Source organism: Streptomyces sp. NPDC055400 (assembly GCF_053644375.1).
On sequence record NZ_JBSHLM010000002.1, the window covers coordinates 1 to 15,201 of the forward strand.

The window sequence follows — 15,201 nt, forward strand, 5'->3', positions numbered from 1 at the left end:
TCCTGATCCGCCCGGACGGCTACCTCTCCGGACGCTTCCACCCGGCCGTACCGGAACACCTGACGGCGCATCTGCGCCGAACCTTCGCCTGACTCCCGCTGCCGCGGTCGGAACGCCGCCCTCCACCCCCACATGATCATCGGTGGGTGGTGCGTGTCCCGGCTGCTTTGATCACTTGAGGCTGCCGTCGTTTCTCGACACCATCCCCCTCCGCTGCCGGTCGGTTGTGAGCGCGGGCAGCGGAAGGGGCGGGGGTCATCGGGTTTCGAGGATGTTCTTCAGGACGTCGAGGTTCTTCGCGACTGCGTGTTTGACCCGGGGGCCCGCGATCGCGGCGACGACCTTGAGGGCTCCGCCGGCGGTGAGGTGGACGGTGTTGACCAGTTGGGTGGTGTGCTGGTCGAGTGCGGTCAGCCGGTAGCTCCCGGTTCCGGTGAACGGGCCGAAGTCGCCGTCCATGGTCAGCAGCTTCGGGGCGGGGCGTACTCGGTGACGCGGAAGTGCTCCTCGGCCGGGCGCGGGAGCGTGCGGGTCTGGAGGTAGGCCGTTCCGACCCCGACCGGTCCCGGGGAGGTCTGCTCGGTGCGGTCGAGCGCATAGTTCCAGCGCGGGGGGTTCTCGGGGGGTGCGAGGTAGGCGAAGACCTCGCCGGCGGGCGCGTTGATGGTCAGGGTGTTCTCGAATTGCATGGGGACCTGCCGGCCGCGCGCCGCAGTGGCCAGGCGTTCAAACTCGCGGGTGAGGCGGCCTCATCGGAACGGACCTCACCCCACTATCGTCTACAGTTCAGCAGACCGTCTACAGAATTGTAGTCACTGGGCGGGTGCTGCTCCGGCGCGGGAGCACGACCCATCGCCGGAACATCCGACGGAGGACCATGCACCACAAAATCCTGGTCGTCGAGGACGATCACGCCCTGCGTGATGTGCTGCGCCGCGGCCTGTTGGACGAGGATTTCGCGCCCGTGCTCGCCGCTGACGGCGCCACCGCCCTGCGGCTGGCCACCGACAACATCGCCGCGGTCGTGCTGGACGTGGGGCTGCCCGACGCGGACGGGAGGGACGTGTGCCAGGCGCTGCGCGCCAACGGCTTCGCCGCCCCGGTCATCTTCCTGACAGCCCGCCACCACCTCACCGACCGGCTGTCCGGGTTCTCCGCCGGGGCCGACGACTATCTGCCCAAGCCGTTCCACTTCGCCGAACTCGTCGCCCGGCTGAGGGCCGCGCTCAAACGCGCCGGGCCACCGGCCGTGGCCACGGCCGGAGATGTGGTTCTGGACGCGACCCGGCACAGTGCGAGGGTCGGTGATGTCCACGTCGACCTCTCGCCGACGGAGTTCCGGCTGCTGGCCACGCTCGTGGCCGCATACGGCAGCATCGTGAGCCGGCGCGACCTGGTGAGGGCCGCCTGGCCGGACGGCGCACAGGTCAGCGACAACACCCTCGATCAGTACCTGAGCCGGCTGCGTCGCAAGCTGCGTGAAGTCGGCAGCGACCTGAGCCTTACGACGGCGCGCGGGATCGGACACCGGCTGTCATGAACCGTTTCCTGCGCCGGCTGGCTCCCCGCACCCTGCGCGGCCGCCTCTCCCTCGTGGCGCTGACCACCGCCGCGCTCCTGATGACCGTGCTGACCGTTGCGTTCAACACCGTGATGGACCGGCACCTGCAGCGCCAGGCGGACGACGAACTGCGCAACCGCGCGGCTGCCGTCGCCACGACCATCGACACCAGCGGCCCTCGGGTGCGGGTCCTGGAGACCGTCAACGACCACCTCCTCGACGCCAACGCGTGGATCTACGCTGGGACACGGGTGCTGGAGCAGCCGCCTGCCACCACGGCAGACAGCCCGCTGGCCGGGGCCGCCGGCCGGCTCGCCGCACAACGGAAGCGAGCCTGCTCGACCGTCGACCCCGAAAGCCCACACGCCGTGCGCCTGTGCTCGGATCTCGTGGACAGCCGTCACGGCGCCACTGTGGTCACGGCGCTGGACCTGGGGCCGTACCGGAGTTCGGCCGACACGCTGCTGCTGGGTTCCCTGATCCTGGATGCCTTCATGCTCGCGTGCACCTACGCGCTGACGCGCCTGGCCGTCGGGCGAGCGCTGCGCCCCGTACGGACCATGACCGACCAGGCCACCCAGTGGAGCGCCGTCGGCTCCGACGAACGCTTCGGGGTCGAGGGCCATCCGGCCGAACTCGCCCGTCTGGGTGGCTCGTTGGACACTCTGCTGGACCGCATACGCACGGTGCTGCGGCACGAGCAGCAGCTGACCGGCGAGTTGTCCCACGAACTGCGCACCCCGCTCACCCGGATCATCATCGAGCTCGACTGGTGGAAGGCGCGCCCCCGCACCGCCGCAGAAACCCGCGCCACCCATGGGGTGATCGCCGACGCCGCCCAGTCCATGCGCACCATCTGCGACACGCTTCTCAGTGACGCCCGAGACGGAGCTCAGAACTCCTCGGCGGCCCCCGGCACCACGACCGTCGTCCCCGTGCTGCACCGGCTGGTCGAGAGCTTCGACGCACGGGAGCAGGTGAAGACCTTCGTCGACGTGGCGGATCCAGAGCTGCAGGCAGGAGTCGCGCCCGCTCTCCTCGAACGCATCGTCAGCCCGCTGCTGACCAACGCGGTCCGGTTCGCCCTCTCCGCGGTGACCGTGTCCGCGCGGCAGTTGCCCGGCAGGGTACGTATCGACGTCACCGACGACGGACCCGGCGTGCCGGCGATGTTCGTCGGTGACCTCTTCCAGCCCGGCCGCCGCGCCGACTTGGACGACGGGCACGACGGCGCGGGCCTCGGACTGCCGCTCGCGCGGCGCCTGGCCCGCGCCGTCGGCGGCGAGGTGTCCCACGATCCCGGTTACACCTCCGGAGCGCGCTTCCGGGTCGACCTGCCTGTCGGGTGACTGGACTCAGTCGGCCTGCGGAGTGACCGGCTCCCGTTCCGTGGGCCGCGCGGCGGTGGCCCGGCGTTCCTGGATCTGCGCGTAGGCCACGAGACCGAGCAGGACGGCCAGGAGTACGGCCGATGAACCCGCCGTGCCGAGGTTCAGGCCGCCCTTGGCGACCGGCTTGGTCAGGAAGTCACCCGCGGTGGCGCCCAACGGGCGGGTGAGGACGAAGGCGATCCAGAAGAGCAGCACGTTCGGCACCACCGGCACCTTCATCAGGGCGACGAGAACGGCGAGTGCCCCGCTCACGAGCAGCGCGCCTCCGGCGTAACCAAGCCCGGAGCTGTCGGACAGGAAGTCGCCCATGGACGTGCCGAGGGTGTTGGAGACGAGGATCGCCGACCAGAACAGCGCCTCGCCGCGGAAGGTGACGATGTCACGGATCTGGAAGGTCATTCCGGTGGCCTTCCAGACCGCGAAGATGACCAGCAGGATCGAGATGAGGATCGCCGCCCCGGTGGGGTAGCCGAGGCCCAGGCCCTGCGGGCCCCAGCCGAGTGAGGTGGCGTCGCCGGACAGGTACTTGGCTCCCGCGTCACGGTTCATGAAGTCGGACATCGTGGTGCCGGCCATGCTCGTCGACAGGATCACGGTCCAGTAGAAGAACGGGTTGTAGCGGCGGGACCTCAGCTGCAGGACCAAGGTCACCACGAAGATCAGGAACAGCCCGATCGTGGTGAGGAAGTAGCCGAGTGCGAGGGTCTGTGCGAAGAGGTCGCCGGCCGTCTCGCCGAGAGTGGTCGCGGCGATCTTCATGATCCAGAACGCCAGAGTGACCTCGGGAAGTTTCTTCATCACCGATCTGGTCGTGCTCGTGACGTCCAGATCAGTGAACATCTCGGGGGGCTGCAAAGTGGGGGGCTCCGATTCGTTCGTACGGCAGAAAGCCCGCTCCGCGACGGGGCGAGCATCCTGTGTCACCAGGCGACCCCGAAGAGTGATCGCCCGAACCGACGTTGCCAGTATCAGCCTGAACGCATCCTGAACACTTCCGGCACGCCTTCTCAGCACGCGTGCCGGGCGGCGCGCTGCGGCTGCGTCACGTCCTTCCGGGTGACGGACAGATACACGACCAGCCCGAGGATGACCGCGAGGAACAGGACACTGGTGACAACCGTGCCCAGGCCCAGGCCGCCGTCGCCGGTGGGCTGGGAGAGGTAGTCACCGATGGACGCGCCGAGCGGACGGGTGAGGATGTAGGCGATCCAGAAGCTCCAGACCGCGTCCAGCCCGAGCTTGAAGTGCGCAAGGGCGACCGCGGCGATGGCCAGGCCGAACAGAGCCGCGGCGAGCCAGTAGCCGAGGTCCATGCGCTCGGAGACCAGGTCGCCGGCCGCGGTGCCGAGGGCGAAGGTGAACAGGACGGCGAGCCAGTAGAAGGATTCCCGGCCGGTGCTGTCGATGCTGTGGATCGACAGCGTCCGCTCACGCCGGTACCAGACCACGAAGACGATCGCGAGGATGATCGCGAAGACGGTGGTACTGGTCTCCAGTGGCACGCCCATGTTGTCCGTGAGGTTGTCGCTGATCAGCGTGCCGACCACACTGATCAAGGCGACCGCGAGCCAGTACACGCCCGCGCGGTACGCGCTGGTGCGGAACTGTACGACCAGGACGACGGCCAGCAGCGCGCTCATCAGCACCGACACACCCGTCAGGCCGAGGCCGGCCTTCTCGTTGAGCAGGTCGGCGGCTGTCTCCCCCACGGTGGTGCACAGCACCTTGATGATCCAGAAGTAGGCGGTGACTTCGGGCACCTTGTTCCAGCGCGGCCGGGGGCCGGAGGACACCGTCTGGGTGCCGGCCGCCGACGATGCGGAGGTGCTTGACGTCTCGTATGTCATGAGGCCCGACCGTGCCACTCGATACCTCAACGCGTCCTGACTGCCGTGCGGCATCGCCTGCCGCATCCGCCTCACCGAGCACCACGCGTGCCATGACGACCCATGATCAGGGCTGTGCGGGCGCAACCGGTGCCTGCGGGCGGAGATCACCGCCTGACCCCGGTCCGGAGAGGCAGCATCGCCAGAATGCGGACGATGCGGGCTTGACGGTGGCCCACCTCGGTGGCCTTTCCCATGCGGCTCTGTGGTTCCCCGGGTCGGCAAACCGACCTCCCCGGATCAGGTCGAACCCACACCACTCGCCTGGACGCAACCCGGTCAGGTCGTACCGCGGTCCTACGTCACACCGCTGCCGCACGCACGCCGTTCAGGATGCGTTCAGGCTCACAGTGCCATCGTGCCGATCATGACCGCACAACACGTCCTCGACGACCGGCCCCTCGACCCCGTACGCCACTTGGCGAACAAGGTGCCGGAGGTGACCGTCTACTTCTGGATCATCAAGGTGCTGACCACGGGCATGGGCGAGACAGCCTCGGACCTCCTGGCCCGAACGCTCGGCCCGATACCGGCCGTCGCGCTCGGCGGCCTCGCCCTGGCGGCCTCCCTGGCCGTTCAGTTCACCCGTCGCCGGTACGTCGCCTGGGCCTACTGGACCGCCGTCGTCATGGTCAGCGTCTTCGGCACCATGGCCGCCGACGTCCTGCACGTCGGCCTGGGCGTGCCGTACGTGGTGTCGGCCCCGGCCTTCCTGGCCGTACTGACCGCGGTCTTCGTCCTCTGGTACGTGAGCGAGCGGACCCTGTCGATCCACACCGTCCGAACGCGCCGCCGCGAAGCGTTCTACTGGGCGGCCGTACTTGCCACCTTCGCCCTCGGCACCGCCGCAGGCGACCTCACCGCCGCTGACGGCTTCGGCTACCTGGGCTCGGTCGTTCTCTTCGCGGCCGGCATCTGCTTGCCTGCCCTGGCCCACCGTTTCGGCGCCAAGGGCGCGGTGACCGCGTTCTGGACCGCGTACGTCATCACCCGCCCCCTTGGCGCCTCCCTCGCCGACTGGATGGCACTCGGCCGCACCCGCGGCGCCCTGGGCCTCGGACTGGCGCCGGTCACGCTGGCGTGGACGGCCGCGATCATCGGATTCGTCGGCTACCTAGCCGTGTCACAGCGCGACCGGCGCACCCCCACCGCAGCCTGAAAGTTCAGGAGGCGCCAAGTGACCTGGCGGCCTCCCGCGGGCTGTCACAGGCGTACGACGATCAGGGCGATGTCGTCCTGGGCGCCGCCGGCCACGCCCAGGTGGGCCAGCAATGCGTCGGCGAGGCGGTCGGGGCTCAAGTGGGCGTAGCGGGCGAGGCCGTCGGTGAGACGCCGCATGCTGGCGTCGATGTCCTCGCCGCGGCGTTCGATGAGCCCGTCCGTGTACAGGACGAGGAGGTCATCCGGGCGGTAGGACACGGTCGCCTGGGGACGGCGGACGTGTTCGGGGCGGGCACCCAGCGGAGGGTCGGTGGCCTGGTCCAGCAGTTCGCAGGTGCTTGCGGAGTGCACGAGGACGGGTGGGTGATGACCGGCGCTGCTGTAGGCGATCTGCTGATTGCGCGTGTCGATCACGGCCTGGACGGCGGTGGTGGCCAGCGCGCCGTCGACCGACCGGGAGTAGAGGCCGAGGACCTCCAGTGACTTGGCCGGCTCGTGGAGGGCACGGACGGCGGCGCTCAGCGCACTGCGGAGCATGCCCATGACGGCGGCGGCTGCCAGGCCGTGGCCGACGACGTCGCCGACCGCAACGCCGAAGGAGCCACCGGGCAGATCCACGACGTCGTACCAGTCGCCGCACACGTTCAGCGACCCGACCGCCGGCAGATAGCGCACGGCGATATTGGGGTGCCGTTCCAGGTCGGGTGAGTGCAGCATGGCTTCTTGCAGGGTGACGGCGACCTGTCGTTCCCGGGCGTGCGCCTGCCGCAGTTCCTCGTTCAGCCGCTGCAGCTCCCGCGCCCGCGCGTACAGCTCGGCCTCCATCGCCACCCGCTTACCCGACGGTCCGGCTGTCGGGCGGGACGCGCGGGAACGCACGAACTCGGTCACGTCCTCCACACGGTGGATGATCCACGCCACCTGGCCGCCCGGCCCGAGCACGGGGGTGTTGATCGGCGACCACCATCGCTCCTCGAACGTTCCGGGCCGGGCAGCAACAGGGATGTCGTATTTCTGTACCGCCATTGTGTCCGGCTGCTTCGTCTGCAGGGCCCGGTGGAGCGAGGCACCCAGGTTCCGAACCCCGTCCGCGGTCGGATCCGCGGGGTTGTCCGGGAAGGCGTCGAACAGGTGCTGGCCGATCAGGTCCCGCCTGCTGCGACCGGTGGCGCGCAGGTAAGCGTCGTTGACGTCCACGATCACGAGATCGGGGCGCAGCACCAGATAGGGGCTGGGCGTGGCCGCGAACAACGCCTCGTAGTCAATGCTCGCTTCCACAGGCTTCACACCGGCCCTTTCCACTGGTCATGGGGCTCTTGCCGGGGGGCGGTCGCCGTCACTCGAAGCTGAGGACTTCGGTCACGGGCCTGCGAGGAGTCGCCGCGCCCTGGGGGCCGTAGCCGAGACGGAACACCATGTGGACGAAGCCGATCGCGGAACTCGGATCGCGTACCGAGGACCGGAGCTCTGGCCATTCGAGCGGCTGCGACATCAGCGAGGTCGCGAGCCCGTCGAGGGTGGCCTGCAGGAGTACTCGTTGCATTGCTTGCCCTGCCCGCAGCCAGTCGGCCCGAGTGTCCTGCAGCGTGCCGAGCAACGCGATCTGCGGATGCTCCTCGAACACGGCCACGGCACGGTCCGGCACCCGGCGCGAGGAGTCGAAGTCTCTGATAGGCGAGCTCACGCCGTACTGCCGTGGACCGAGGGCATCGGCGGGGATGCCGTCGGCAGCGGGTCCCTCGTCGCCCTTGCCCGTGCGCGTCCAGGTGGCGATCTCCGCACGCACGGCCCCGTTCGCAGCCTCGAGCAGCTCGGCATCGTGCACGAGGTCCATCACCGCGTCGGCGTGCCAGGCGCTGGGAGTGATCAGCCGGCAGCCTTCCAGGAGAGCGGCGGAGCAAAGCCCATCGAGTACGGGCCCGGGAATCTGCTCGTCGGAGAAGGGGAAGCGGCTGCTGTGCCGCCGCCGTACCGCACGGTAGAGGTCCGCGAGATCACGGTTCGCATCCGCATCTTCGGCCTCGGCCTCCGCCTCGTCGAACGCTACGTCAGCCAGGTGCCAGGGGGTCCCGGGGTCGGGAAGCAGCGTGACGGTGGCGGTCCAACCGGCGTGCGCTGCGGCCACGACCAGGTTGAACAGGGCGGCGCCGCATCCGAGGTGCAGTGCGCGGTGCTCGATGTCGCCGTAGGGCAGCGTGCGGTCGGGATCGCCGTACAGCGCGACGGAACGGCTGCCGGTCCGGTGGATGAACCTCCAGGGCTGTGCGTTGTGCATGGAGGGTGCCGTCCCAGCGTCCTCCACCAGCGACGTCACGACCGCCCTGTCAAGATCTGTTGGGGACACGGCTCATCCCGTCTGTGAGGGATCGCCGCCGGCGCGCGAACGAGCAGGCAACGATCGTGGCTGTGCGGAAACCACGCCATCGCAAGAACGGCACCCAGCCGCCACACGGTCCCGCAGGCCCCGGCAGACCACGTCGTCGCCCACCGAGCAGTAGACACGGATCGGCACTTCAAAGGGGGCCACGGGCAGTACGCCAGACATGTGCACCCGCACGGGTTCGCCGGCTCTTCGCAGCCCTCCTCGCATTATCGCAGTGGCGACCGACCCACACCTTGCGAGACGACCACAGGACCAGGATCGCCACCCCCTCTGTTATGAGCACGACACGGCACTACCGGCTTGGGGCCGGACGGATTCCCGTACGCCCGGTCAGAACCCCGGGTCCGTGCATGGCGGATTGCAGCAGTCGCGACGCCGCACGACTGGGGTGAAGATGGCACGGGAGCGCGGCCGGCCTCGCACAGGTGGTGTGGCCGCGCCGGACAGGAAGGCCACGGCATGGCAGCAACGCCCAACAAGGTGCCGCAAGGACCACAGGGCACCGACAGCAGCGAAATGATCACCGGAGCGACCCTGTTCGCGGTGGTCACCCTGTTGGTGAGCGGGCCGCTGAGCATTCTGCTGGGCGTATCCGGCATCGCAAGCGACACCGTGTTCGCGCGGTCTCGGTACGCCTACCGGTTTGATCTGACCGCGTGGGGCTGGATTCATCTTGTGATCGGCGTGGCCCTCGTCGTCGCGGGACTAGGGGTTGCGGCCGGCAAGTCCTGGGGGCGCGGGGCAGGCATCGCCGTGGCGGCGATCAGCCTGATCACCCAATTCATGTTCATTCCGTACTACCCCGCTTGGGCCATCACCGTCATGGCCCTCGATCTCCTCATCGTGTGGTCGCTGGCCAGGTTCTCTCCCACAACCAGCGGCGGTCGGTGAACCCGTCGTCCGAGGCCTTGCGCACCCTCGCCGGCCGGATCGGGGTCATGGACGCCGACGTGGATCGGAAGTCGCCTCCGGCTCCGGCGCCCTGAGGGCCGGCAGTGCTTTTCGAAGGCAACAGCAGTGTCTGTAGGCGCATAACGACGGAGCGGCTCCTCCCAGGCGAGCCCGGAACGGCTATCGGGAGACGGACACGGAGACCCCTGACGGGGCAATGTGACCAGCCCGGGTGCGCCATGATGAGTCCGTGGACTTCGAGCCGTACCGGGGTGAGTTGGTGGCCTACTGCTATCGGATGCTGGGCTCGTTCCACGAGGCCGAGGATCTGGTGCAGGAGACGATGCTGCGCGCCTGGAAGGCCCGCGACCGCTACGACCGCACGCGCGCGTCCGTGCGAACGTGGCTGTACCGGATCGCGACCAACGCATGCCTGACTGCGTTGGAAGGGCGAGCACGGCGGCCGTTGCCGTCCGGGCTTGGCGCGCCGAGCGCGGATCCTGGGGCGCCGCTCACTGCGGCCTTCGACATCCCCTGGCTGCAGCCGTTCCCCGACGCGCGGTTCGATGCGGGGGTGCGGACCGACATGCGGCTCGCTCTCGTGGCCGCGATGCAGGTGCTGCCGCCGCGGCAGCGAGCCGTGCTCGTGCTCCGCGAGGTACTGGAGTTCACCGCTGCCGAGGTCGCCGAGCAGCTGGGGACCACGACCGCTGCCGTCAACAGCACGCTGCAGCGAGCCCGTGCCGCCCTCGCGGACGTGGGTGGCGTGGAGGAGGTCACGGAGCCGGACGATCCCGAGGCCCGCGCGGTGATTCAGCGGTATGTACGGGCGTTCGAGGCGGCCGACGTACCCGCGCTCGTGCAGCTGCTCACGGACGAGGCGGTCCTGGAGATGCCGCCGGTGCCGCTGTGGTATCGGGGCAGCCGCGACTACGGCCTGTTCATGGACCGCGTGTTCCAGATGCGCGGGACGGGCTGGGGCATGAGGCATCTCACCGCCAACGGGCAGCCCGCGCTCGCCGCGTACACACCGGAGCCCGGCGGCAGTCATCGGCTGCACACGCTCCAGGTCTTCACGGTCACCGGCGGCCGGGTCGTGCACAACGTCGTGTTCGCCGATCCCCGCGTGTTCGAGGCTTTCGACCTGCCCCGGCAGATTTCTTCGGACGAATTTCGCCACCCGCGATGAGTGAAGCCGGTGCCGCCGGTACGTACGGGTGAGCATCGATCGAAGGGACACCCATCATGAGCGTCATCGTCATTCAGTTCATCACCCTGGACGGGATCGCGTCCGACCCGGACGGCTCCGGTGGAACACCGACCGGCGGCTGGGCGTTCCGGCACGGCCCCGAGACGGTCGCCGGGGACAAGTTCCGGCTCGGAAGCACGCTGGACGACGGGGTCATGCTTCTGGGGCGTACGACCTGGCAGTTGTTCTCGCGGCTGTGGCCGGGACGCGATGACCCGTTTGCCGAGCGGATGAACGCCGCGCCGAAGCTGGTCGCCTCCCGTACGCTCACCGACACCTCGGCGTGGGCGAACTCGCGGGTCGTCGACGGCAGCCTCGTCGAGGCCGTCAAACGCGAGAAGCGCGATGTCATCATCACCGGCAGCTTGAGCGTCGTCCACACGCTGATGGCCGGGGAACTGATCGATGAATACCGGCTGTTGACCTTCCCCACCGTCCTCGGCACCGGCCGACGGCTCTTCCCCGATGACGGCCCGCGCACTGACCTTGAGTGCCTGACGGCCGAGCGGGCCGGCGCCGCCGTCTTCGTGCAGCATCGGAGGGCGGCACGATGACGGTCCGCTTCCTCGCCCTCTACGAGACGCCGGCCGACCCCGAGCCGTTCGATCGGCACTACCGCGAGGTCCACATTCCACTCGGGCGCCGGCTGCCGGGGCTGCGCCGGTACGCGGTCAGCCGTGACGTCGCGGCCGTCCGCGGCGGCGCGCCGTACTACCTTGTCGCCGAACTGGATTGGGACACGATGGACGACCTGCGGGCCGCGTTCGCCTCACCCGAGGGCCGCGCCACCGCCACCGACGCGGCCCGCCTCCAAGAGTTCGCCCCAGTACGCAGCATGATCTTCACCGTGGACGACAGCGCGATGCAGGCACACACTCCCACGTGACCGCGCCGCCCGTTGCCGCTCTCGCGGCTCCGCAATGGGGCCTCCGGCCTTCGGACCCGGCATGGCTTCCCCCCTCCTGTTGTCGCTGATCCGGGGTGGGTGGTGTCACCGGGATCGGAGGCATCGACAGACCGCTGATGAGGGGCTGGAGCACCGGCTTCACCTGCGCCGGAAGAGCTCTCCATAACGTGGATGTGGCAGCTCGGTGCCCCGACAGGCCGGATGACGGTGCGTCAGCCCGCTGTGCGGACGAAGCGGAGCGTGGCGGAGACCGTCGCCAGGCCGCGCATCATGCCCATCTGGTTCCAGTTGAGGCCGAACTCGCCGCGGTCCACAGTGAACTCCGTCTCCAGGGTGACCGCCTCACCGTCCACCGCGGCCAGGCGCGCGGTGAGGGTCTGCGCGCGGCTGATGCCGCGCACGGTCAACTGACCGGACACCTCGGCGGAGTCAGCGGTAGTGACCTTCGCGCTGTGCACAGCGAAGGTGATCTCGGGGTGGTTGGCGGCGTCGAAGAAGTCCGCAGAGCGCAGGTGCTCGTCACGCTTGTTGTTCTTGGTGTCGAGGGAGGCGGCATCGAGGGTGATCGTGCCGATGGCGGAGCCGTCGGAACTCACCTCCCCGCGGCCGCCGACGACACCGAAGGTGCCCTTCACGGTGACCAGGTTCCACATCGTCTTGTGACGCAGGGCGACGGTGGAGGCTGCGGCGTCGAGCTGCCACACACCGGTTTCGACGGCGACTGTCATGATCTTCTCCAGTGAGCGGGGGTCCATTGAGGACGAGTAATTCAAAATTGGATGACTGCACGCTAGCCCATCATCCAATTTTGAACAACAACCTCGTCCAAAAATGAACAACAGGTACACTCAAATCCATGGCCGACCCCGAGGAGCACCGCATCGACCTGCCCGAATGCCCGTCCGCGCAGGGTGGCGGACTGCTTCCCAAGGAGCTGCGCGCCTGGATGGTGATGCTGGCGGCGATGGGGTCGGTGGAGCAGGAACTGCGCACGGTGGTGAAGGAGCGGCTGGACGCCTCGCACGACGAGTTCCTGATCTTGTGCCTGCTCGCCGAACAGCCCGGGGCGGGCCTGCGCATGACGCGCATCGCGGAGCTCCTCGGACGCCCCAAGACCCGGCTCACGTACCAGATCGCCTGCCTCCAGCACGCCGGTCTCGTCACCCGCAGGTCGGTCTGCGGCGACAAACGCGGCATCGAAGTTGCCCTCACCGACAAGGCCCGCAGCCTCCTGGAGGAGGCTTCTGACACCCTCGCCACGACGGTCACCCGGGCCCTGTCCCACGTCATGGGGCCGGACCAGCACGAGGCGATGTCCGGTCTGCTGCCCGACCTCGCCGGGCGGCCAGAAGAACCGTAGGACCGGTCGCCGGGTCGAGCCTGGGCTCGCCGGTCGGTTAAGTGGTGCCACCATGCCGGTCTCGTGCCGAGAAACCGCAGCGGGCTCGAGGACGTTGAACGGGACAGCGGCGGGAAGCCAACTGCCCTATGCATCGGCCAGATCCCTGCCAACGCGGCGGTACGTCATCGGCGCACGGAAGCACACTGAACACATGCTTGCCAGTCCGTGCCACACGCCGCAGACGTCGGACTCACGCTGACCGCCCGGGCTCCCGTGACAAGGACCACTCGTCCGACCAGTGGTCATCGGGTGCCGGGTTGACCACTCCTCGTACGGCCAGATCCACAGAATCCGGCTGACGCGGTCGGGACCGTGCAAGACGCACGGCCGCCTGCCCTGCGCCCATCCACTCCGCGGTGCTCTGCCCCCGTCTGCCGGTCGTCACTCGGAGGCTGACCCTCCTCGCAGGCCGACCCAGGCGCCAGAGCACCGCGGCGGATGCTTCCTCCCGTCTTCCGATGGTCAGTCCCTACTGGCGGCCGTTCCGATCCTCCGTGCGGGCCTTTTCGGTTGCTCGGGCGAAATCAGCCGGCGGGCTTGCCGAACCAGCGGGAGAGGTGGTCGTCCAGATCCTGCTGATCGTCGCCGATCCAAGCGACGTGGCCGTCGGGGCGTAGCAGGACGCAGGGAGCATCCAGTGCCGCCGTGGGGTCCGCGAGGTAATCGACCCGGTCTGACCAGCTGCCGACGGTCAGGCGTTCGGTGCGGTCCAGCAGCAGGCCGCGGCCGCGATGCAGCAGACCGTAGAGGTGGCCCTGCTTCACGTCGATGTCGCGCAGGCGGCGGCCGAGCAGGTCAGGGCCTTCGCCGAAGTCGTAGCGGATGCCGATCGCGGTGATCTTCTCGATGAGATGGCGGTTCACCTCGTCGAAGTCCATCAGTTCGGTGAGCAGCCTGCGTACGGCCTGCGGGCCCGGTTCGGTGGAGTGCAGTTCCATCTGGGCGCGGGTGTTGTCCAGCACGTCCTCGGCGACCGGACGGCGTTCGGCCTGGTAAGTGTCCAGCAGCGTTTCCGGCGCCCAGCCGCGGATCTGTGCGGCCAGTTTCCAGCCGAGGTTGAATGCGTCCTGAACGCCCAGGTTGAGGCCCTGTCCGCCGGTGGGTGGGTGGATGTGTGCCGCATCGCCGGCCAGCAGTACCCGCCCGACCCGATAGCGTTCGGCCAGCCGCGTGGCATCCCCGAAGCGGGACAACCAGCGCGGAGAGTGCACGCCGAAGTCGGTTCCGGCGACGGTGCGCAGCTCTTGCTTGAAATCCTCGAGGGTGGGTGGTTCCGCGCGGTCGCTGACTGCCGCGGCGGGGACTACGACGCTGTACACCCCTTCGCCGAAGGGCCTGAGCCAGAATCGCTGATGGGTCTCGCGGATTTCGGTCACCTTGGTGGCGATCTCCTCCCGCGACACGCCCACTTCCATCTCGCCCATCAGTGTCTCGGTCCGTGAGGGCTCACCGGGGAAGCCGATGCCGAGCAGTTTGCGCACCGTACTGCGCCCGCCGTCACAGCCGACGAGATAGCGCGAACGCAGCTGTTCGCCGTCGGCCAGCTCGACGGTCACACCCTCGTCGTCCTGCTCGAAACCGGCCACTGCGCAACCGCGCCGGACCTGCGCACCCAGCGCGATCGCATGTTCCCCGAGTAGACGCTCGATGACCGGCTGCGGGATGCCCAGGAGATAGGCGTGCGCGGAATCCAGGCCCTGGGGCGCCGGTTTGTCGATGCCGGCGAAGAATCCGCCGGCCGGACGCTGCCTTCCGTGCTGGAGAATCCGATCCAGCAGTCCGCGCATTGCCATCAGCTCGAGACTGCGCATGTGCAGACCGACGATGCGGACGAACGACTTGGGCTCGGTTTCCTTCTCCAGGACGAGTACCCGCACACCGTGCAGCCGTAGTTCGGCGCCCAGCATCGCGCCGGTCGGCCCGCACCCGGCAATGATCACGTCGAACATGAGGGGCGCGCGGTCGGCGCCGGAGGCCGACGAGCGGAGTCCGGGGACGTCGCCCACGGTGAGGTCGCGCTCGACCGGGTCGTTCGACGACGGCTCGGTGGTGAACTGCGGAGAGTTCATAGGTGTTGCCTTTCGGGAGTGCCTCTTGTCGAGGCGCTCCCGGCGACACCTATGTCAATCGCCGGCCGTGACGGCAAGGGGGAGCACCCTCATCGATACAGCGTTCATGGGTCTCACCTCCTCGGGCGGTGTCACGGTCCGGTGCAAGCTACAAGCCCGAGCATCACCCCGTCCAATCATTTCCCAGCCACGTGATCACGACTCCAATGGGCCCGTGCGGTTGTAGGGCGGATCCGGCGGGGCGGCCCGGCTGGTCCCGGTCACGGTCACGGTCGGCGCGGTGAAGGCTCGGACGCCGGTC

The 15,201-nt window shown here is 68.7% G+C and carries 16 protein-coding genes; 8 read left to right on the forward strand and 8 right to left on the reverse strand.

From position 1 onward, the window contains the following. Nucleotides 1-255: 255 nt before the first annotated feature. Nucleotides 256-459: a hypothetical protein gene (locus tag ACWIGU_RS04340; RefSeq protein WP_454397307.1), complete on the reverse strand. Its 204-nt coding sequence runs from the start codon at nt 457-459 to the stop codon at nt 256-258. A 2-nt stretch (nt 460-461) separates the two neighbouring features. Beyond that, the gene (locus ACWIGU_RS04345) at nt 462-689 is read right to left on the reverse strand and encodes an SRPBCC family protein (RefSeq protein WP_454397309.1); all 228 of its coding nucleotides are present in this window, start codon (nt 687-689) and stop codon (nt 462-464) included. A 188-nt stretch (nt 690-877) separates the two neighbouring features. Here ACWIGU_RS04345 and ACWIGU_RS04350 point away from each other — a divergent pair, with 188 nt between their 5' ends. After that, entirely contained in the window at nt 878-1,540 is a 663-nt protein-coding gene (locus tag ACWIGU_RS04350; RefSeq protein ID WP_454397311.1) for a response regulator transcription factor, read from the forward strand. Next, a complete protein-coding gene (locus ACWIGU_RS04355) occupies nt 1,537-2,910 on the forward strand; it encodes a sensor histidine kinase (protein WP_454397313.1) in 1,374 nt (457 codons plus the stop codon). The genes ACWIGU_RS04350 and ACWIGU_RS04355 overlap by 4 nt, the downstream gene beginning before the upstream one ends. Nucleotides 2,911-2,916: 6 nt before the next feature. Here the strand turns inward: ACWIGU_RS04355 and ACWIGU_RS04360 are convergent, their stop codons facing one another. Next, nucleotides 2,917-3,750 carry a COG4705 family protein gene (locus tag ACWIGU_RS04360; RefSeq protein ID WP_454397315.1) on the reverse strand — a complete coding sequence of 278 codons (834 nt, stop codon included), beginning with the start codon at nt 3,748-3,750 and terminating at the stop codon, nt 2,917-2,919. Nucleotides 3,751-3,959: 209 nt separating this feature from the next. Next, the gene (locus tag ACWIGU_RS04365; RefSeq protein ID WP_454397317.1) at nt 3,960-4,799 is read right to left on the reverse strand and encodes a COG4705 family protein; all 840 of its coding nucleotides are present in this window, start codon (nt 4,797-4,799) and stop codon (nt 3,960-3,962) included. A 406-nt stretch (nt 4,800-5,205) separates the two neighbouring features. Here ACWIGU_RS04365 and ACWIGU_RS04370 point away from each other — a divergent pair, with 406 nt between their 5' ends. Continuing rightward, on the forward strand, nt 5,206-5,997 hold the full coding sequence (locus ACWIGU_RS04370; RefSeq protein ID WP_454397318.1) for a COG4705 family protein: 792 nt from the start codon (nt 5,206-5,208) through the stop codon (nt 5,995-5,997). 44 nt (nt 5,998-6,041) lie between these two features. Here ACWIGU_RS04370 and ACWIGU_RS04375 read toward each other — a convergent pair whose 3' ends face one another. Both ACWIGU_RS04375 and ACWIGU_RS04380 read right to left on the reverse strand, forming a co-directional pair. Further along, a complete protein-coding gene (locus ACWIGU_RS04375; RefSeq protein ID WP_454397320.1) occupies nt 6,042-7,277 on the reverse strand; it encodes a PP2C family protein-serine/threonine phosphatase in 1,236 nt (411 codons plus the stop codon). A gap of 58 nt (nt 7,278-7,335) precedes the next feature. After that, nucleotides 7,336-8,343: an Acg family FMN-binding oxidoreductase gene (locus ACWIGU_RS04380; RefSeq protein ID WP_454397322.1), complete on the reverse strand. Its 1,008-nt coding sequence runs from the start codon at nt 8,341-8,343 to the stop codon at nt 7,336-7,338. 498 nt (nt 8,344-8,841) lie between these two features. On the opposite strand from ACWIGU_RS04380, the gene ACWIGU_RS04385 reads away from it, so the two are divergent. The 4 genes from ACWIGU_RS04385 (at nt 8,842) to ACWIGU_RS04400 (ending at nt 11,408) form a co-directional block, all read left to right on the forward strand. Next, nucleotides 8,842-9,273, forward strand: a complete 432-nt coding sequence (locus ACWIGU_RS04385; protein ID WP_454397324.1) for a DUF7144 family membrane protein — start codon at nt 8,842-8,844, stop codon at nt 9,271-9,273. A gap of 250 nt (nt 9,274-9,523) precedes the next feature. Next, the gene (locus ACWIGU_RS04390; RefSeq protein ID WP_454397326.1) at nt 9,524-10,462 is read left to right on the forward strand and encodes a sigma-70 family RNA polymerase sigma factor; all 939 of its coding nucleotides are present in this window, start codon (nt 9,524-9,526) and stop codon (nt 10,460-10,462) included. A 56-nt stretch (nt 10,463-10,518) separates the two neighbouring features. Further along, a complete protein-coding gene (locus ACWIGU_RS04395) occupies nt 10,519-11,076 on the forward strand; it encodes a dihydrofolate reductase family protein (protein ID WP_454397328.1) in 558 nt (185 codons plus the stop codon). Then, on the forward strand, nt 11,073-11,408 hold the full coding sequence (locus tag ACWIGU_RS04400; RefSeq protein WP_454397330.1) for an EthD family reductase: 336 nt from the start codon (nt 11,073-11,075) through the stop codon (nt 11,406-11,408). Before ACWIGU_RS04395 ends, ACWIGU_RS04400 begins: the two co-directional genes overlap by 4 nt. A 233-nt stretch (nt 11,409-11,641) precedes the next feature. Here ACWIGU_RS04400 and ACWIGU_RS04405 read toward each other — a convergent pair whose 3' ends face one another. Next, nucleotides 11,642-12,157 carry a YceI family protein gene (locus ACWIGU_RS04405; protein WP_454397332.1) on the reverse strand — a complete coding sequence of 172 codons (516 nt, stop codon included), beginning with the start codon at nt 12,155-12,157 and terminating at the stop codon, nt 11,642-11,644. Between the two features lie 128 nt (nt 12,158-12,285). Between ACWIGU_RS04405 and ACWIGU_RS04410 the strand changes: the two genes are divergently transcribed. After that, nucleotides 12,286-12,789, forward strand: a complete 504-nt coding sequence (locus tag ACWIGU_RS04410; protein WP_454397334.1) for a MarR family winged helix-turn-helix transcriptional regulator — start codon at nt 12,286-12,288, stop codon at nt 12,787-12,789. Between the two features lie 566 nt (nt 12,790-13,355). Here the strand turns inward: ACWIGU_RS04410 and rox are convergent. Continuing rightward, the gene (gene rox / locus ACWIGU_RS04415; RefSeq protein ID WP_454397336.1) at nt 13,356-14,900 is read right to left on the reverse strand and encodes a rifampin monooxygenase; all 1,545 of its coding nucleotides are present in this window, start codon (nt 14,898-14,900) and stop codon (nt 13,356-13,358) included. Between the last annotated feature and the right edge of the window lie 301 nt (nt 14,901-15,201).